The following is a 17,771-nucleotide window of genomic DNA, read 5'->3' on the forward strand; positions in this document are numbered from 1 at the left end:
ACCCCGCGACTGGGAGGCCGCCGCCCGCGAGGGCCGCACCATCGCCCCCCTCATCACCCGCCTCAACACCATCCGGCGCACCCACCCCGCCCTGCACCGGCTCAGGAACCTCCGCTTCCACCACACCGACAACGACCAGGTCATCGCGTACAGCAAGCGCGCGGGCTCCGATGTCGTGCTGGTGGTCGTCAACCTCGACCCCCACCACACCCAGGAGGCCACGATCTCACTCGACATGCCGCACCTCGGCCTCGACCGGCACGCGTCCGTGCCGGTGCGTGACGAACTCACGGGTGAGACCTATCACTGGGGCGGGAGGAACTACGTGCGGCTGACGCCGGGCCGGGCTCCCGCCCATGTCCTGCACGTCCGACCGCCGTCCGCCACGCCGAAGACCGGGGAGCCGGGAACCTCATGACCGTCAACGAGCCCGTCCCGGACACCTTCGAGGACACGCCCGCCAAGGACCGCGACCCGGACTGGTTCAAACGAGCCGTCTTCTACGAGGTCCTGGTCCGCTCCTTCCAGGACAGCAACGGCGACGGCGTCGGCGACCTCAAGGGCCTCACCTCACGCCTGGACTACCTCCAGTGGCTCGGCGTGGACTGTCTGTGGCTGCCGCCCTTCTTCAAGTCCCCGCTGAAGGACGGCGGTTACGACGTCTCCGACTACACCGCCGTACTGCCCGAGTTCGGGAACCTGGCGGACTTCGTGGAGTTCGTCGACGCCGCCCACCAGCGCGGCATGCGCGTCATCATCGACTTCGTCATGAACCACACCAGCGACCAGCACCCGTGGTTCCAGGAGTCCCGGAAGAACCCCGACGGCCCCTACGGCGACTACTACGTCTGGGCCGACGACGACACCCGGTACGCCGACGCCCGCATCATCTTCGTCGACACCGAGGCGTCGAACTGGACCTACGACCCGGTGCGCGGCCAGTACTACTGGCACCGCTTCTTCTCCCACCAGCCGGACCTCAACTACGAGAACCCGGCCGTGCAGGAGGAGATGCTGGGCGCCCTGAAGTTCTGGCTGGACCTCGGCATCGACGGGTTCCGCCTGGACGCGGTGCCGTACCTGTACGCCGAGGAGGGCACCAACTGCGAGAACCTGCCCGCCTCGCACGCCTTCCTCAAACGGGTCCGGCGCGAGATCGACGCCCAGTACCCGGACACGGTGCTGCTGGCCGAGGCCAACCAGTGGCCCGAGGACGTCGTCGACTACTTCGGCGACTACCCGAGCGGCGGCGACGAGTGCCACATGGCGTTCCACTTCCCGGTCATGCCGCGCATCTTCATGGCCGTGCGGCGGGAGTCCCGGTACCCCGTCTCGGAAATCCTGGCGAAGACCCCGGCGATCCCGGCGCGTTGCCAGTGGGGCATCTTCCTGCGCAACCACGACGAGCTGACGCTGGAGATGGTCACCGACGAGGAACGCGACTACATGTGGGCGGAGTACGCCAAGGACCCCCGCATGCGCGCCAACATCGGCATCCGTCGGCGGCTCGCCCCGCTCCTCGACAACGACCGGGACCAGATCGAGCTGTTCACCGCCCTGCTGCTCTCCCTCCCCGGCTCGCCGATCCTCTACTACGGCGACGAGATCGGCATGGGCGACAACATCTGGCTCGGCGACCGGGACGCCGTCCGCACCCCGATGCAGTGGACCCCGGACCGCAACGCCGGGTTCTCGTCCTCCGACCCGGGACGGCTCTTCCTCCCCACGATCATGGACCCGGTCTACGGCTACCAGGTGACCAACGTCGAGGCGTCCATGTCCTCCCCGTCCTCACTGCTGCACTGGACCCGGCGGATGATCGAGATCCGCAAGCAGAACCCGGCCTTCGGCCTCGGCTCGTACACCGAACTGCCCTCCTCCAATCCGGCGGTGCTGGCGTTCCTGCGCGAGTACGAGGACGACCTGGTGCTCTGCGTCAACAACTTCGCGCGGTTCGCCCAGCCCACCGAACTGGACCTGCGCGCGTATGCCGGGCGTCACCCGGTCGAGCTGTTCGGCGGTGTCCGCTTCCCGGCCATCGGCGAACTGCCCTACCTGCTGACCCTCGGGGGCCACGGCTTCTACTGGTTCCGGCTCACCCGAGTCGCATCCCGCATCGGCCGCCGGGCATGAGCCCGTGCCGAGGAAAGGACGCGTCACCATGCCGAAGACCGCACCCCTGCGCCCGAGACCCGCGCGCCATCCCGACGACCCGATGGCGTCGCTCGGCGGTCTGCTGCGCCAGTGGCTGCCCAGGCAGCGCTGGTTCGCGGGCAAGGACCGGCCCGTGGCCGACCTCGGCCTGCTGTCGATGACGGAGCTGTTCCCCGGCTGTCTGCACCTGCTGATCCACGCCGGGCACGGCACGGTGCCCGCGCCCGGCGGCGCCCCGCCGGCCGGTGACTGCTACCAGCTGCTGCTGGGCGTGCGCGAGCACCCCTCGCCGCGCCTGGGCCGGGCGATCATCGGCCGGGTGGAGGAGGGCTCGCTCGCCGGTCTGACGGTGTACGACGCGCTGCAGGACCCCCGGATGGCCCAGTTGCTCCTGGAGCGGCTGCGGCACCCCGGCACGGCGGGCCCGCTCTGCTTCGAGGCGGACCCGGCGCGTCCGGTGCCCGCCGCCGCGCTGGCGCCCCGGCTGCTCGACGCCGAGCAGTCCAACTCCTCGCTGGTCTACGGCGACGAGCTGATCCTGAAGGTGTTCCGGCGTGTCCAGCCCGGCGTCAACCCGGACCTGGAGGTGCCGGGCGCGCTGGCCCGGCAGGGCTGCGGCCGGGTGCCGGCGCCGGTGGCCTGGTTCCGCACCACGCACCCGTTCGAGGCGACCCTCGGCGTGCTCCAGCCGTTCCTGCCGGGCGCCACCGACGGCTGGACGCTGGCGCTGGACGCGCTGGCCGCCGGGGACGACTTCACCGCGCAGGCGCACGCGCTGGGGCGGGCCACCGCCGATGTGCACGTCGCCCTGGCCTCGGCGTTCCCGGCCGGCACCCCCGGGGAGAACGGCCGGACGGCGGCGGCGATGACCGAGCGGCTGACCGCCGCCGCGCACGCCGTCCCGGCGCTGCGGCCCTTCGTGCCCCGGCTCCAGGGCGCGTTCGCCGCGCTGACCACCTGCGACGTCGGACCGGCCGCCCAGCGCATCCACGGCGACCTGCACCTCGGGCAGGTGCTGCGGGCGGGGCGCGACTGGTTCGTCATCGACTTCGAGGGCGAGCCGTCCCGGCCGCTGACCGAGCGGCGCAGCGCCCACTCCCCGGTGCGGGACATCGCGGGCATGCTGCGCTCCTTCGACTACGCCGCCCGCCAGCGCCGCCCCTGGCGCCCGGAGTGGGCGCGCCGCTGCCGGGAGGCCTACTGCGCGGGTTACGCCGTACGGGCCGGCTGGGACCCGCGCAAGAAGCACGGCCTGCTGCGCGCCTACGAGACGGACCGCGCCGTCTACGAGGTGCTGTACGAGGCCCGGCACCGTCCCGACTGGCTTCCCGTACCCATGGCGGCGATCGAACGACTCGCCGTGAGAGGAGACTGACATGGCCCTCCGCGACACCTCGCTCCCCGAGCCGTCCGGTCCCGCCGCGCCCACCGGGGCGGTCGGTACCGCGCCGCCGCTGGACGCGACCGACCGGGGGCGCCTGCTGGCGGGCGCCCACCACGACCCGCACGCGCTGCTCGGCGCCCATCCGGTGCCCGGCGGTATCGCCTTCCGGGCGCTGCGCCCCTTCGCGCGGGCGGTGAGCGTGGTGATCGACGGCGAGCGCCACCCCCTCGCCTCCGAGGAGGACGGCCTCTTCTCCGGCGTACTGCCGCTGGCCGCCGTCCCCGCGTACACGCTGCTGGTGGAGTACGAGAACGGGACGCGGGAGACGCCCGACCCGTACCGTTTCCTGCCGGCGCTCGGGGAGCTGGACCTGCATCTGATCTCCGAGGGCCGGCACGAGCAGCTGTGGCGGGCGCTGGGCGCCGAGCCGATGGTCCACGAGGGCGTGGCCGGCACCCGCTTCACGGTCTGGGCGCCGAACGCGCAGGGCGTGCGGGTCGCCACGGACTTCACCCACTGGGACGGCACCGCCTTCCCCATGCGCTCGATGGGCTCGTCCGGGGTGTGGGAGCTGTTCCTGCCCGGCGTCGGCGAGGGCGTGAAGTACAAGTTCGAGATCCACTCCCGTTACGGGCACCGCTTCCTCAAGGCCGACCCGATGGCCCGCGCCGCCGAGGAGCCGCCGAACACGGCGTCCGTGGTCACCGCGTCGCACCACGAGTGGAGCGACGCGCGGTGGATGCGCGACCGCGCGGCGACACCCGTGCACCAGGCGCCGTTCTCGGTCTACGAGGTGCACCTGCCGTCCTGGCGGCCGGGGCTCGGGTACCGGGAACTGGCCGAGGTGCTCCCCGCGTACGTGCGGGACCTCGGCTTCACTCACGTGGAGCTGATGCCGGTCGCCGAGCACCCCTACGGGCCGTCCTGGGGCTACCAGGTCACCGGCTTCTACGCGCCGACCGCGCGCCTCGGCACACCGGACGACTTCAAGTACCTGGTCGACGCCCTGCACCGGGCCGGGATCGGCGTGATCATGGACTGGGTGCCGGCGCACTTCCCGAAGGACGACTGGGCGCTGGCCCGGTTCGACGGGGACCCGCTGTACGAGCCCGGGGACGAGCGGCGGGCGACCCACCCGGACTGGGGGACGTACACCTTCGACTTCGCGCGGACCGAGGTGCGCAACTTCCTGGTCGCCAACGCCGTGTACTGGTGCGAGGAGTTCCACATCGACGGGCTGCGGGTGGACGCGGTCGCCTCGATGCTGTACCTGGACTACTCGCGCGACTCCGGGCAGTGGGAGCCCAATGTGTACGGCGGCCGGGAGGACCTGGCGGCGATGGCGTTCCTCCAGGAGATGAACGCCACCGTCTACCGGCGCTGCCCCGGCGTGGTGACCATCGCGGAGGAGTCCACCGCGTGGGGCGGGGTGACCCGGCCCACCGACGTGGGCGGGCTCGGCTTCGGGTTCAAGTGGAACATGGGGTGGATGCACGACTCGCTGGAGTACGTCGCCAAGGAGCCGGTGCACCGCAAGTACCACCACCACGAGATGACCTTCTCGATGGTGTACGCCTACAGCGAGAACTACGTCCTGCCGATCTCCCACGACGAGGTGGTGCACGGCAAGCAGGCGCTGGTGTCGAAGATGCCGGGCGACTGGTGGCAGCGGCGCGCCAATGTCCGCGCCTATCTGGGCTTCATGTGGGCCCACCCGGGCAAACAGCTGTTGTTCATGGGGCAGGAGTTTGCGCAAGGGGCGGAGTGGTCGGAGAAGCAGGGTCCGGAATGGTGGCTGCTCGACGACGGGTACCACTCGGCGGGTGATCACCGCGCGGTGCGGGACCTGGTCCGTGATCTCAACGCGCGGTACCGGGCCGCCCCGGCGCTGTGGCAGCGGGACACCGACCCTGCGGGTTTCCGCTGGGTCGCGGTGGACGCCGCCGAGGACAACGTCTTCGCCTTCCTCCGGTACGACGCGCAGGGCAGCCCGCTGCTGGCGGTGTCGAACTTCTCCCCCGTCGTCCGGCACGACTACCGGCTGGCCACCGGCGACGACGTCCCCGTCTGGCAGGAGGTCCTCAACACCGACGCCGCGCGGTACGGCGGCTCCGACGTCACCCATCCCGGCGCCGTCAAGACCGAGGACGGTCATCTCGCGCTCACGCTGCCGCCGCTGGCCACGGTGTGGCTGATGCCGTTCGCCGGCTGAGACCCCGGCGGCGCGCCAGGTGTCCGACGGCGGGTGAGGGGGCAGTCAGGTTCCTACGACTCGAGAACCCTCGTCGTCGCCGCACAGGCCACAGGAAGGCGGCATCAAGTGCGTACCGTCGGAGTGGAGGAAGAACTCCTCCTGGTCGATCCCGAGACCGGTGAGCCGCGGGCGATGTCCGCGGCGGTGCTCGCCCGGGCCGCTCTGGACCCGGGCGACCAGGACGTGTTCGAGAAGGAACTGCACGACCAGATGCTGGAGTTCGCCACGCATCCGCAGGCGGAGATGGAGCGGCTCCAGGCGGAGATCGTGCGCTGCCGCAAGGAGGCCGCGCGGCACGCCGGTGAGCTGGGCTGCACGGTGGCCGCGCTCGCCACCTCCCCGCTGCCGGTCAGCCCCGCCGTGGGGATCAACAACCGCTACCAGTGGATGGCCGGCCAGTACGGCGTCGTCGTCCAGGAACAGCTGGTCATGGGCTGCCATGTACATGTCGCCGTGGACTCCGACGAGGAGGGCGTCGCCGTCGTCGACCGGGTGCGGCCCTGGCTGTCGGTGCTCAGCGCGCTGAGCGCGAACTCGCCGTTCTGGCAGGGCAAGGACACGGGGTACAGCAGCTACCGCAGCCGGGTCTGGCAGCGCTGGCCGTCGGCCGGTCCCACCGAGCTGTTCGGGTCGGCGGAGCGCTACCACCGGAGGGTCGCCGACATGGTGGCCACCGGCACCATCCTCGACGAGGGGATGATCTACTTCGACGTCCGGCTGTCCCAGCGGTACCCGACCGTGGAGTTCCGGGTCGCGGACGTGTGTCTGCACGCCGACACCGCCGTACTGCTCGCCTGTCTCGCCCGGGGCCTGGTGGAGACCGCCGCGCGTGAGTGGCGGGAGGGCGTGGAGCCGGCCGGGCACAGTGTGAGCCTGCTGCGGCTGGCCGCCTGGCGGGCCGCCCGGTCCGGGCTGACGGGCGAGCTGCTGCATCCGGCGACCATGCGGCGGATGCCCGCCGAGACCGTCGTACGGGCGCTGCTGGACCATGTCGGTGACGCGCTGGCCGAGGCCGGGGACACGGAGCGGGTGCGCGAGGAGTGCGCCGCGCTGCTGCGGCGCGGCAACGGGGCCCGGGTGCAGCGGGAGCTGCTGGAGCGCACGGGCAGCCTGCGGGACGTCGTCACCGGCTGCGTGCGCCGGACCCAGGGGTGAGACGCCCCGCCGGTCACACCATCAGGGTGATCGCGTAGGCGAGGAAGAAGGCCGCGACCAGGACGACCAGGAGGACGATCAGCGTCAGCGGGCCTTTGCCCCAGCCCTTCGCGGGGTTGTGGACCTCGCGCGGACCGGCCTCGGGCAGGCTGCTCTCCGCGGGCGGGGTCTCGCCGGGCGGTACGCCGCCGCCGGGTTCCAGGCCGGTGCTGCGCTCGGGTTCGGGGTCGGGATTCGTATAGCTCATGCCGTCCGGGTCCCCCTTCTCACCGAGGTCATCAGGGCGGAGGCGGTTCCCTTTCCGCCGGGGTGGTCAAGGGCGGACGCGCGGTTCGGCCGTCCGGGTGCCCGGCCGCCGCGGCCTCGGCTAGATTCGGGCACCGTCGACCACGCTGTCCGACGGTTTCCGTCACAGCCCGCACACATCAGGAGCAGTGCATGCGCGACTCCGCTCCCGCTGCCTGGGCCCCTCCCCGGCCGGCCGGCGGTCTGGCCGACCGGCTCTTCGAGACGGCGGACCGCGACCCGGCGCTGCCGCTGCTGGCCCGCCGCCCCGAGGCGGACCCGGCCGGCTGGCGGAAGGTGACGGCCGCGGAGGTCCGCGACGAGGTGGTCGGGCTGGCCAAGGGGCTGATCGCGGCGGGGATCGCGCCGGGCGAGCGGGTCGCGGTCATGGCCCGCACCCGGTACGAGTGGACGGTGCTCGGCTACGCGCTGTGGACGGTGGGCGCCGAGGTCGTCCCCGTCCACCCGGCCTCCTCCCGGGACCAGGTCGCCTGGATGCTGCGGGACGCGGGCTGCGTGGCCGTGGTGGTGGAGGACGAGCGGTGCGTGATGACCGTCGGTTCGGTGTGCGCGGCGCTGCCCGCGCTGCGCCACGTCTGGCAGCTGGACGCGGGGGCCTGCGCCGAGCTGGCGGCCCGGGGCGCGGACGTACCGGCGGCCGCGGTGGACTCGATGCGCCGCATCGTGCTGCCGGAGGCCACCGCGGTGGTCGCCTACACCTCCGGCACCACGGGCCGGCCCCTGGGCTGCGCCCTGAGCCACCGCGCGCTGGCGTCCCCCTGCGACGTCCTGCTCGACAACTGGGGCTCGACGGCGGCGCCCCCGGGGGAACAGGGCTCCGTCCTGGCGTTCCTGCCGTTCTCGCACGTGTACGGCCTGATGGTCCAGGCGCTGTGCGTACGCGGTGGTCTGCTGATGGCCCATGAGCCGGAGACCACGGAGGCGGCGCTGACGTCCGCCCTGCGCTCCTTCCGCCCCACCTGCCTCTACACCGTCCCCTCGGTGCTGGAGAAGATCTACAAGGACTTCCTGCGCACGGCCCAGCGGGCGAGCCGGGGCGCCCTGTTCGAGCGGGCCGCCGCCACGGCGCGGGACCACGCCGAGGCCCGGGAGCGCCGAAGACTGGGCACGGGACCGGGGCCCGGCCTCGACCTGCGGCTGCGGCACGCGATGTACGAGCGGACGGTGTACCGCGGGCTGCGTCAGACGCTGGGCGGCCGGGTGCGGCGCGCGACGTCCGGCGGCTCGCCGCTGGGCCGTGAGCTTTCCTTGTTCTTCGAGGGCATCGGCATCTACGTGCACGACGGCTACGGGCTGACCGAGACGGCCGGCGGGGTGACGATGCAGCCGCTGGGCCGGGAGAAGTCCGGCACCGTGGGCCGGGCGCTGCCCGGCACGGAGATCCGGGTGGCGGACGACGGGGAGATCCTGGTCCGCGGCCCGTCGGTGTTCCAGGGGTACGTCGGCGACGAGGCGGCCACCGCGGCCGCGCTGCGCGACGGGTGGCTGGCCACCGGTGACCTGGGGCGGCTGGACGACGAGGGGTATCTGACGATCACCGGCCGCAGGAAGGACACCGTGGTCACGAGCGGCGGTACGAGCGTGGCCCCGGCCGTCCTGGAGCAGCGGCTGCGGGCGCACCCGCTGGTCCACCAGGCGGCCGTGGTGGGTGACGGCCGGCCCTGCGTGGGCGCGCTGATCACCCTCGATCCCGAGTTCCTGACGCACTGGCGGGCGGGCCTGGCGCTCCAGGGGGACGCCTCGGCGCGGGAGGCCCGTGAGGAGAACGCCCTGCGCGAGGAGATCGCGCGGGCCGTGGCCGCCGCCGGCAGTGCCGTGTCGCGCGCGGAGTCGATCCGGGTCTTCCGGGTCCTGCCCGAGCCCTTCGACGTGGCCAGGGGGCTGCTGACCCCGTCGATGAAGCTGCGCCGCGACGAGATCGCGCGGGTCTTCGCCCTGGAGATCGACGCCATGTACGAAGCGCGCTCCGCCCGGCCCGCGCGGGCCCTGGAGCGGGCGGCGGGCCGGGCGGACGGCGACCCGGACTGGGAGGAGTCCGACAACGTCTTCGTCAGCCGCCGACGTACCAGCTGAACCCGCCGTTGGCCGCGCTCACCGCGAGCAGCACGCCGAAGAGGACGAGGGCGAGCACGCCGAGCACGATGCCGGCCTTGGCCATTCCCGCACCGCCCTTGGCCCCCGCCTGCCGCAGTCCGACGGCGCCCAGCACGATGGCGACCGGCCCGAGGATCACGTTGAAGACGAACAGTCCGACGATGCCGCAGACGAGGCTCGCGACGGCCAGGCCGTTGGTCCGGGACCGGGGGGACGCGGTGGGGGAACTGCCGTAACTGGTCATCAGAATCTCCTGGTGTAGGGGGATTCGAGCGGCGGAGCACTCCCTGTCGTGAATGCTCCGGTGTGTTCCGCCCACCGAGTGCCCGCACAATTGGCCCCGCATTCCCGGGAATTGACAAGTCACGGATTCACCGGTAAGAGGAATTCGGTATTCCACTCCCCCGGTGTCTTTTCCCGTGGGCACCCGGCGCCGGGATTCCGCCCGCCTCCGGCGATACGCACGGTCGGCTACGGTCCGGTCACACCGGGCCATCTTCCGGTGCCGCCGCAAACAGGCGCGTAGGCTCTGCCGGCACGGGAACTAGCAGACGAAGGGGGCGCACGGGAAAGGACGAGACAGCCCTGCTGATGCCGGGCCGGGAAGGCGAAATGGCAGCCGAGTCGCGTTGGGACAGGACACTGGCTTCCGAGGAGATCACGGACCGCACCGCCAGCTTCACCGGGGAGCTGCACAATGTGACCGGTGCGCGCCTGGTCGCGGAGGAATTCCTCTACGACCTCTCGCGCGTGGCGTCACCGGCGGCCCCCGAGCACTGGGACGACATTCTCCTGGTGGTCACGGAGCTGGCCGCGAACGCGGTGCAGTACGCCCCGGGACCCTTCCAGCTGCGGCTGCGGCGCACGTTCGACGGGGTGCACGTGGCGATGCACGACACCAATCCGACCCCGCCCGCGCCCCGGCCCTTCCACCCGAGCAGCGGGGGCGGCGGCATCGGCTGGCACCTCATCCACACCCTGTGCGACCAGGTCAGCGTGGTGCCCGACGAGCGGGGCAAGGACATCCACGTCTTCCTGCCCTGGTGACGGCCGCCCTTGGGGGCGGCCGCAGGCCTGCCCCGGCGTCAGGGCGCGGAGGTCTCCCGGGGCGGCAGCGCGGCGTAGTAGGCGCCGACGGCCGTCAGGTACTCCGGGTCCATGGTCTCGCTGTCGGTGCGGAACCGGGGCGCGGCCTTGACCTCGGCCCTGGTGCAGGACACCGTGACCTTGCGGGCCCCGGTGTCGATGCCGCTCACCACGCCGACCGGCACCAGCACGCTGCGGCCGAAGACCCAGACGCCGGTGTCGACGACCAGGTGCCGCATGCCGAAGTGGTCCGCCTGGCGGTCCACGTGGCCGATGGTGCCGTCGCTCGCGACGACGGTGCAGCCCGACAGGTCCTCTCCCTCGACGTGACCGCTCTCCGGTGCGTACGACCAGATTCGTTCCATCGGCACGCTGCTCCTTCCCTCCCGCGTCATGGCCGGTCGTGGCCCGGGCCGGGCAGCACGCCCGCCCGGCTCCACAGCAGCAACTACCCTCCCCGGCGACCGGCATTCGGCGCGCGCCGCCGCACGTCGCGCAGCGGCGCGGGGCCCGGCGGCGAAATCCGCCCGGGTACCCCTGTGCCGCCGCTTCATGCCCGGCTCACCCCGAAGGCATGAGGGAGACCCGGGACAGGGCCGACTTTTCGTTCCCCGCCCGGCGGACACCTCTGACTCTGGCGTATTTTTCTCCTCGGGCAACTCCGCTGAACTGTGGAAACGCACATACGAAGGACCGGGCCGCCGATCGGCCCGTACGGGGTTCCGAGTCCTCTGCCGCGAGGACTCCTGGGGAGCGGAACGAGGGTGCGCATGACGAGCGACAGCACCGGGGTCGTCGACGCGGTCTGGGGCGACCAGGAGCTGCGACGGCTCCTGGCCGGTCTGACGGCCGTACGGGACGGCGATTTCGGCACGCGTCTGCCGGACGACGCCGACGGCCTGATGGGCGACATCGCCAAGGTCTTCAACGGCATGGTGGACCAGCTGTCCGTGTTCACCTCCGAGGTCACCCGGGTGGCCCGCGAGGTCGGCACGGAGGGGCAGCTGGGCGGACAGGCGAAGGTGCCGGGGGTCTCGGGCACCTGGGCCGATCTGACGGACTCGGTCAACGCGATGGCCGGGAACCTGACCACGCAGGTCCGGGACATCGCCCAGGTGGCCACCGCCGTCGCCAAGGGCGACCTGTCCCAGAAGATCGACGTGGACGCCCGCGGCGAGATCCTGGAGCTGAAGAACACCATCAACACCATGGTCGACCAGCTCTCCGCCTTCGCCGACGAGGTCACCCGCGTCGCCCGCGAGGTCGGCACCGAGGGCCGCCTGGGGGGTCAGGCGGACGTGCAGGGCGTCCGGGGCACCTGGCGGGACCTGACCGACTCGGTGAACTTCATGGCGGGGAACCTGACCAACCAGGTCCGCAATGTCGCCCAGGTCGCCACCGCCGTCGCCAAGGGCGACCTGTCCCAGAAGATCACCGTGGACGCCCGCGGCGAGATCCTGGAGCTGAAGAACACCATCAACACCATGGTCGACCAGCTCTCCGCCTTCGCCGACGAGGTGACGCGGGTCGCCCGCGAGGTCGGCACGGCCGGGAACCTCGGCGGGCAGGCGCAGGTGCGGGGGGTCTCCGGCACCTGGAAGGACCTCACCGACAACGTCAACGTGATGGCGTCCAACCTCACCCACCAGGTCCGCTCCATCGCCCAGGTCGCCACCGCGGTGGCCAAGGGCGACCTGTCGCAGCGGATCACCGTGGAGGCCAAGGGCGAGGTCGCGGCGCTGGCCCAGGGCATCAACACGATGGTCGACACGCTGTCCGCGTTCGCCGACGAGGTCACCAGGGTCGCCCGCGAGGTCGGCACCGAGGGCCGGCTCGGCGGCCAGGCGCACGTGCCCAACGTGGCCGGCACCTGGAAGGACCTCACCGACAACGTCAACTCCATGGCCAACAACCTCACCGGCCAGGTGCGCAACATCGCGCTGGTGACGACCGCGGTGGCCCGGGGCGACCTGTCGAAGAAGATCGACGTCGACGCCAGCGGCGAGATCCTCGAACTCAAGACGACCATCAACACCATGGTCGACCAGCTCTCCGCCTTCGCCGACGAGGTCACCCGCGTCGCCCGCGAGGTCGGCACCGAGGGCCGGCTCGGCGGCCAGGCCGAGGTGGAGGGCGTCTCCGGCACCTGGAAGCGGCTGACCGAGAACGTCAACGAACTGGCGGGCAACCTGACCCGGCAGGTCCGGGCCATCGCCGAGGTCACCAGCGCGGTCGCCGAGGGCGACCTGACCCGCTCCATCAACGTGGAGGCGTCCGGCGAGGTCGCCGAGCTGAAGGACAACATCAACGCGATGGTGGAGTCCCTGCGCGAGACCACCCGGGCCAACCAGGAGCAGGACTGGCTCAAGACCAACCTCGCCCGGATCTCCTCCCTGATGCAAGGCCACCGCGACCTGCCCGTCGTCGCCGAGCTGATCATGGACGAGCTGGTGCCGCTCGTCGGTGCCCAGTACGGCGCCTTCTACCTGGCCGAGGACGGCGTGCGCGGGCCCGAGCTGCGGCTCGTCGGCTCCTACGGCTACCCCGACGACGACGGCCGGCCCACCCGTATCCCGTTCGGCCGGACCCTGGTCGGCCAGGCCGCCCGCAGCCGCCGCGCCATCACGGTGGACGAGCTGCCGCCCGACTACGTGACGATCTCCTCCGGGCTGGGCCAGGTGGTACCCAGCGCGCTGGTGCTGCTGCCCATCGTCGTCGAGGGCCAGGTGCTCGGCGTCATCGAGCTGGCCTCGGTGACCGCCTTCACCCAGATCCACCACGACTTCCTGTCCCAGCTGATGGAGACCATCGGGGTCAACGTCAACACCATCGTGGCCAACGCCCGCACCGACGAGCTGCTGGCCGAGTCGCAGCGGCTGACGGCCGAGCTCCAGGTCCGGTCCACGGAGCTGCAGGTACAGCAGGACGAACTCCAGCGCTCCAACGCCGAGCTGGAGGAGAAGGCGTCGCTGCTCGCCGCCCAGAACCGGGACATCGAGGCGAAGAACCTCCAGATCGAGCAGGCCCGCCAGGAGCTGGAGGCCCGCGCCCAGCAGCTCTCGCTGGCCTCGAAGTACAAGTCGGAGTTCCTGGCCAACATGAGCCACGAGCTGCGCACCCCGCTCAACAGCCTGCTCATCCTGGCCCAGCTGCTCGCCCAGAACCCCTCGCGCAACCTCACCCCCAAGCAGGTCGAGTACGCGGGCATCATCCACTCGGCGGGCTCCGACCTGCTCCAGCTCATCAACGACATCCTCGACCTGTCCAAGGTCGAGGCCGGGAAGATGGACGTGGCGCCGGAGCGGGTCACGCTGCGGCAGCTCATCGAGTACGTCGAGGCCACCTTCCGGCCGATGACCACGCAGAAGAGCCTGGACTTCACGATCAGCACCGCGGCCGGGGCGCCGGCCGACCTGCTGACCGACGACTCCCGGCTGCGCCAGGTGCTGCGCAACCTGCTGTCCAACGCGGTGAAGTTCACCGAGCGGGGCAGCGTGGAGCTGCGGATCGAGCCCGCCGCGGACGGTGAGGTCCCGCAGAACGTGCTGCGCGGCGGCGCGGTGGTCGCCTTCCGGGTGCGGGACACCGGCATCGGCATTCCCGAGCAGCACCTGGAGACGATCTTCGGCGCGTTCCAGCAGGCGGACGGCACCACCAGCCGCAAGTACGGCGGCACCGGCCTCGGGCTGTCCATCACCCGGGAGATCGCCCAGTTGCTGGGCGGTGCCGTCACCGTGGACAGCACCCCGGGACAGGGCAGTACGTTCACGCTGTTCCTGCCCGTGGCCCGGCCCGACTTCGAGGAGCTGCTGGGGCACGGCCGGTCCGACGGGCCCGGCACGGCCGGCGCGTCCGCCGGCGCGCTCGCCGGCCCGGCTCCGCTGCCCGAGCCGGCCGCCGGGCCCCGGCAGCGGCCGCGGCGGCTGCTGGTCGTGGAGGAGCGGCCCCGGGGGCTGCTGACCCTGGTCGCCGAGAGCGTGGTCGCCGATCTCGCGCACGGCCGGGAGGAGACGGGCGACCGCCCGCCGCTGGACGTGATCACCGCCGTCGGGGCGCAGGAGGCCGCGGGCGCGCTGGCCGCCGACCCCTGCCACTGCGTGGTCCTGGAGCTGGGCATGCCGGACGGTGAGGCGTCCCGCTTCCTGAAGGCGCTGCGGGGCGACTCGGCGCTGGCGAGTGTGCCGGTGCTGGTGCACAGCGGGCACCGCGCGGACGCCGCGCTGGAGGAGTCGCTGCGGTCCGGGGTGCCGGGCGGGGCGCTGGAGTTCCTCTCCAGCCTGGACGAGCTGCGCGAGCGGATCGCCCTGCACCTGTCCGCGGAGGAGCCCGGCGACGTCCTGTCCCTGGTCCGCGTCGAGGAACCGCGCCGGCCGGCCGCGCCGGAGCCCGGCGGCGCGGCGGACGGACGGACGGTCCTCGTCGTCGACGACGACGCCCGCAACTTGTTCGCGCTGAGCGGCATACTGGAACTGCACGGCTTCCGGGTGCTGCACGCAGAGAACGGCCGCAAGGGCATCGACACCCTGCTGGACAACCCGGACGTCGCGCTGGTGCTGATGGACGTGATGATGCCCGAGATGGACGGCTACACGGCCACGGCCGAGATCCGCGCCATGCCCCGGTACGCGGAGCTGCCCATCATCGCCGTCACCGCCAAGGCGATGCCCGGCGACCGGGAGAAGTCCCTCGCCTCGGGCGCCAGCGACTACGTCACCAAGCCCGTGGACACCGGCGAGCTCATGGCCCGCGTACGACAGTGGCTGCCCGCGTGAGCGGACCGGCCCCCGTCCCGTACCCCGGCGGGCACCGCGGCGCGCGCCGTACCGTGTCGCGCGCCGCGGCGCCCGCCACCCGAGGAGCAGTGACACCGTGAGCATCTCCGAACGCACACCCGGCGGCACACCCGGAGGCGGACCCGACGGCGGACCCGACAGCCTCGTCGGTGACTTCGCGGGCGACCTCGTGGGCGTCTCCGCCGAGTCGCCCGTGGGCCGGCTGGCGGCCACCGTGGAGCGGCTCAGCCGCGAGGTGAGCCGGGCCCAGGCGGAGGCCGAGGGACGCGCCCTGATCGAACTGGCCAAGGGCATCCTGGTCGAACGGCTCGGCTGCGGCCCGGCGCAGGCCGCCCGGCAGCTCGCCGAACTGGCCGAGCAGGCCCAGGTGACGCCGCTGGAGTTCGCGGTCGACGTCATCAACCAGGCCGCCCGGGACCGGATGTCGGAGGTGACCGACGCCTTCCTGGCGGCCACCGCCGCCGAGGCCGAGGACGAGCAGGCGGCGGAGTCGGCCGCGGTGCGGCTGCGGGCCGCCGAGAGCGGAGCGCTGGCCGCCGACGACGCCCAGGCCGTCGCCGACGCCCTGCTGGAGCAGGCGCTGCGGCCGCTGGGCGCGGTGGCGGTGGCGATCTGGGCGGCGGGCTCCGACGGCTCGCTCAGCCTGGCCGGCAGCGCGGGCTTCTCGCCCGCCGAGGCGGTCCGCTGGCGGTACGTGCCGCCGGACGTCGCGACGGTGGCCCGCTCCGGCCTGACCGGCCGGGACGGGCGGTGGATCACCTCGCTGGCGGACACCGGTCTGCCCAGCCTCGGCCGGCACCAGTACCCCCGGGGCGGCCGGGTGGCGGTGCCCGCGGGGACCGGCGGGCGGGTGCACGGCGTCCTGGAGATCGCCTGGCCGGTGCCGCTGGCCCCGCAGCCCCCGCAGGTCGTCCGGCAGGTGGAGGCGCTGGCCGAGCTGTGCGCGCACACGCTGGAGACGCGCGTACCGGTGGCGGGCGCCGGGCTGGAGCCGCGGGTGCTGCCGGACGCGGCGGAGCTGGTGGACCTGGCCGACGGACTGCACGACCCGGCCCTGGTCCTGGTGCCGCACCTGGACGAGTCCGGGAGCCTGGCCGACTTCCTCATCCAGCACGTCAACGACCGCTTCCTGGACCCGGCGGGGCGGCCCCGCGCCGTGGTGAACGGCGCGCTGCTGCTCCAGGCGTACCCGATGGCGGCCGGGGACAGCGAACTGTTCCAGAACGTGGAGCGGGTGTACGCCACCGGGGAGCCGTTCCGGGCGCACCGGATGAGCCTGACCGCCCTCGTCGACCAGGTCGCGCTGTCGGCGGTCGCGGACATCAGCATCAGCCGGCACGGCAACGCCGTCCTGCTGATCTGGCGCATCGAGGACGAGACGGCGCGGCTGGCCAGCCTGCTCCAGCACGCCCAGCGGCTCGGGCGCATCGGCGGGTTCGAGGAGAACCTGCTGACCGGCGAGATCACCTGGAACGGGCAGCTGTTCGACCTGTACGGGCGTCCGGAGACGAGCACCCCGGTGCCGCTGGAGCAGTTGCCGGCCCACGCCCACCCCGACGACGCCGTCACCATCGGCCGGTTCCTGCGCACCCTGATGCACCACCGGCGGCCGGCCTCGGCGGCGTTCCGGCTGGCCCGGCCGGACGGCGTGACCCGGCACATCCGGGTGGTGGCCGAACCGGTCCTGGACAACGACGGCCGGCTGCTGATGCTGCGCGGCGCCTGCCAGGACATCTCGGCGCAGCACTGGACCGAGGTGGCGCTGGCCGCCACCCGTGACCAGCTCGCCCACACCGAGCAGCAGGCCAGCGAACGCAACCGGCTGACCCTGCAACTGCAGCACGCCATCATGCCGCCCGCGCAGGCGCCGCTGCGGATGGACGGCCTCCAGGTCGCCGTCCGCTACCGGCCCGCGGAGACCGAGCAGCTGGTGGGCGGCGACTGGTACGACGCGGTGGTGCTGCCGAACCGGCTGGTGCTGCTGTGCGTGGGCGACGTGGCCGGGCACGGCATAGAGGCCGCGACCACCATGGTGGTCCTGCGCAACGCGCTGCGCGGTCTGGCCGTGACCGGGGCGGGACCGGGCCAGCTGCTGTCCTGGCTGAACATCGTGGCGCACCATCTGACCGGCGGGGTGACCGCGACGGCGGTGTGCGGCCTGTACGACCCCGCCCGGCGCACCCTGCGCTGGGCCCGGGCCGGTCATCTGCCGCCGGTGCTGGTGCGGGACGGGTCGGCGGCGCCGCTGCCGCTGGTCAAGGGCATGCTGCTGGGCGCGGTCCCGGAGGCCCGGTACGAGGAGGCCGAGACGCAACTGGCCGCCGACGACACCCTGTTGATGTACACCGACGGTCTGGTCGAGCGGCGCGACCGTTCCGTGGAGGAGTCGCTGAGCCAGTTGCTGACCACCGTACGGACGGCGCCGACCACGCTGGACCAGCAACTGGACCGCCTGCTCACCTACAGCAGGTCGGACACGGACGACGACACCTGTCTGGTGGGCGTCCGCCTCGCGTGAGCCCCGGCGCGCGCACACGCCTCGCTG

At 72.5% G+C, this 17,771-nt stretch carries 12 protein-coding genes; 9 read left to right on the plus strand and 3 right to left on the minus strand.

Going from position 1 to position 17,771, the window contains the following annotated elements; translation table 11 throughout:
- From ACZ3IG_RS25595 to ACZ3IG_RS25615, 5 genes are all read left to right on the plus strand, one after another.
- Positions 1 to 418 (plus strand): alpha-glucosidase C-terminal domain-containing protein (locus ACZ3IG_RS25595; RefSeq protein WP_467434935.1); only part of this gene is annotated, 418 nt, incomplete at its 5' end.
- On the plus strand, positions 415 to 2,133 hold the full coding sequence (treS, locus tag ACZ3IG_RS25600) for a maltose alpha-D-glucosyltransferase (protein WP_467434937.1): 1,719 nt from the start codon (positions 415 to 417) through the stop codon (positions 2,131 to 2,133). The genes ACZ3IG_RS25595 and treS, both read left to right, overlap by 4 nt.
- Before the next feature lie 28 nt (positions 2,134 to 2,161).
- A complete protein-coding gene (locus ACZ3IG_RS25605; RefSeq protein ID WP_467434938.1) occupies positions 2,162 to 3,529 on the plus strand; it encodes a maltokinase N-terminal cap-like domain-containing protein in 1,368 nt (455 codons plus the stop codon).
- Between the two features lies 1 nt (position 3,530).
- Complete coding sequence (glgB, locus tag ACZ3IG_RS25610; protein WP_467434939.1) at positions 3,531 to 5,750, plus strand: 1,4-alpha-glucan branching enzyme; 2,220 nt, start codon at positions 3,531 to 3,533, stop codon at positions 5,748 to 5,750.
- A gap of 108 nt (positions 5,751 to 5,858) precedes the next feature.
- Entirely contained in the window at positions 5,859 to 6,947 is a 1,089-nt protein-coding gene (locus ACZ3IG_RS25615) for a glutamate--cysteine ligase 2 (protein WP_467434941.1), read from the plus strand.
- A gap of 13 nt (positions 6,948 to 6,960) precedes the next feature.
- Here the strand turns inward: ACZ3IG_RS25615 and ACZ3IG_RS25620 are convergent, their stop codons facing one another.
- Entirely contained in the window at positions 6,961 to 7,194 is a 234-nt protein-coding gene (locus tag ACZ3IG_RS25620) for a DUF6480 family protein (RefSeq protein WP_467434942.1), read from the minus strand.
- A 191-nt stretch (positions 7,195 to 7,385) separates the two neighbouring features.
- Here ACZ3IG_RS25620 and ACZ3IG_RS25625 point away from each other — a divergent pair, with 191 nt between their 5' ends.
- Positions 7,386 to 9,326 carry an AMP-dependent synthetase/ligase gene (locus tag ACZ3IG_RS25625; RefSeq protein WP_467434944.1) on the plus strand — a complete coding sequence of 647 codons (1,941 nt, stop codon included), beginning with the start codon at positions 7,386 to 7,388 and terminating at the stop codon, positions 9,324 to 9,326.
- Here ACZ3IG_RS25625 and ACZ3IG_RS25630 read toward each other — a convergent pair.
- Positions 9,304 to 9,591 (minus strand): DUF4190 domain-containing protein, encoded by a 288-nt coding sequence (locus tag ACZ3IG_RS25630; RefSeq protein WP_467434945.1) that lies wholly within the window; start codon positions 9,589 to 9,591, stop codon positions 9,304 to 9,306. The genes ACZ3IG_RS25625 and ACZ3IG_RS25630 overlap by 23 nt on opposite strands.
- Before the next feature lie 368 nt (positions 9,592 to 9,959).
- Here ACZ3IG_RS25630 and ACZ3IG_RS25635 point away from each other — a divergent pair, with 368 nt between their 5' ends.
- A complete protein-coding gene (locus ACZ3IG_RS25635) occupies positions 9,960 to 10,394 on the plus strand; it encodes an ATP-binding protein (protein ID WP_467434947.1) in 435 nt (144 codons plus the stop codon).
- Between the two features lie 38 nt (positions 10,395 to 10,432).
- On the opposite strand, the gene ACZ3IG_RS25640 is transcribed toward ACZ3IG_RS25635, so the two are convergent.
- Positions 10,433 to 10,798: a PRC-barrel domain-containing protein gene (locus tag ACZ3IG_RS25640; RefSeq protein WP_467434948.1), complete on the minus strand. Its 366-nt coding sequence runs from the start codon at positions 10,796 to 10,798 to the stop codon at positions 10,433 to 10,435.
- 405 nt (positions 10,799 to 11,203) lie between these two features.
- On the opposite strand from ACZ3IG_RS25640, the gene ACZ3IG_RS25645 reads away from it, so the two are divergent.
- Both ACZ3IG_RS25645 and ACZ3IG_RS25650 read left to right on the plus strand, forming a co-directional pair.
- Entirely contained in the window at positions 11,204 to 15,205 is a 4,002-nt protein-coding gene (locus tag ACZ3IG_RS25645) for a HAMP domain-containing protein (RefSeq protein ID WP_467434949.1), read from the plus strand.
- A 103-nt stretch (positions 15,206 to 15,308) separates the two neighbouring features.
- Entirely contained in the window at positions 15,309 to 17,744 is a 2,436-nt protein-coding gene (locus ACZ3IG_RS25650; protein ID WP_467435171.1) for a SpoIIE family protein phosphatase, read from the plus strand.
- Positions 17,745 to 17,771: the final 27 nt, after the last annotated feature.

The organism is Streptomyces sp. NPDC016677, assembly GCF_055562815.1.

Coding starts and splice junctions, on each gene's coding strand:
- ACZ3IG_RS25605 (WP_467434938.1), top strand. CDS start 2,162: ATGCCGAAGACCGCACCCCTGCGCCCGAGACCCGCGCGCCATCCCGAC.
- ACZ3IG_RS25625 (WP_467434944.1), top strand. CDS start 7,386: ATGCGCGACTCCGCTCCCGCTGCCTGGGCCCCTCCCCGGCCGGCCGGC.
- treS (WP_467434937.1), top strand. CDS start 415: ATGACCGTCAACGAGCCCGTCCCGGACACCTTCGAGGACACGCCCGCC.
- ACZ3IG_RS25640 (WP_467434948.1), bottom strand. CDS start 10,798: ATGGAACGAATCTGGTCGTACGCACCGGAGAGCGGTCACGTCGAGGGA.
- ACZ3IG_RS25630 (WP_467434945.1), bottom strand. CDS start 9,591: ATGACCAGTTACGGCAGTTCCCCCACCGCGTCCCCCCGGTCCCGGACC.
- ACZ3IG_RS25620 (WP_467434942.1), bottom strand. CDS start 7,194: ATGAGCTATACGAATCCCGACCCCGAACCCGAGCGCAGCACCGGCCTG.
- ACZ3IG_RS25645 (WP_467434949.1), top strand. CDS start 11,204: ATGACGAGCGACAGCACCGGGGTCGTCGACGCGGTCTGGGGCGACCAG.
- ACZ3IG_RS25635 (WP_467434947.1), top strand. CDS start 9,960: ATGGCAGCCGAGTCGCGTTGGGACAGGACACTGGCTTCCGAGGAGATC.
- glgB (WP_467434939.1), top strand. CDS start 3,531: ATGGCCCTCCGCGACACCTCGCTCCCCGAGCCGTCCGGTCCCGCCGCG.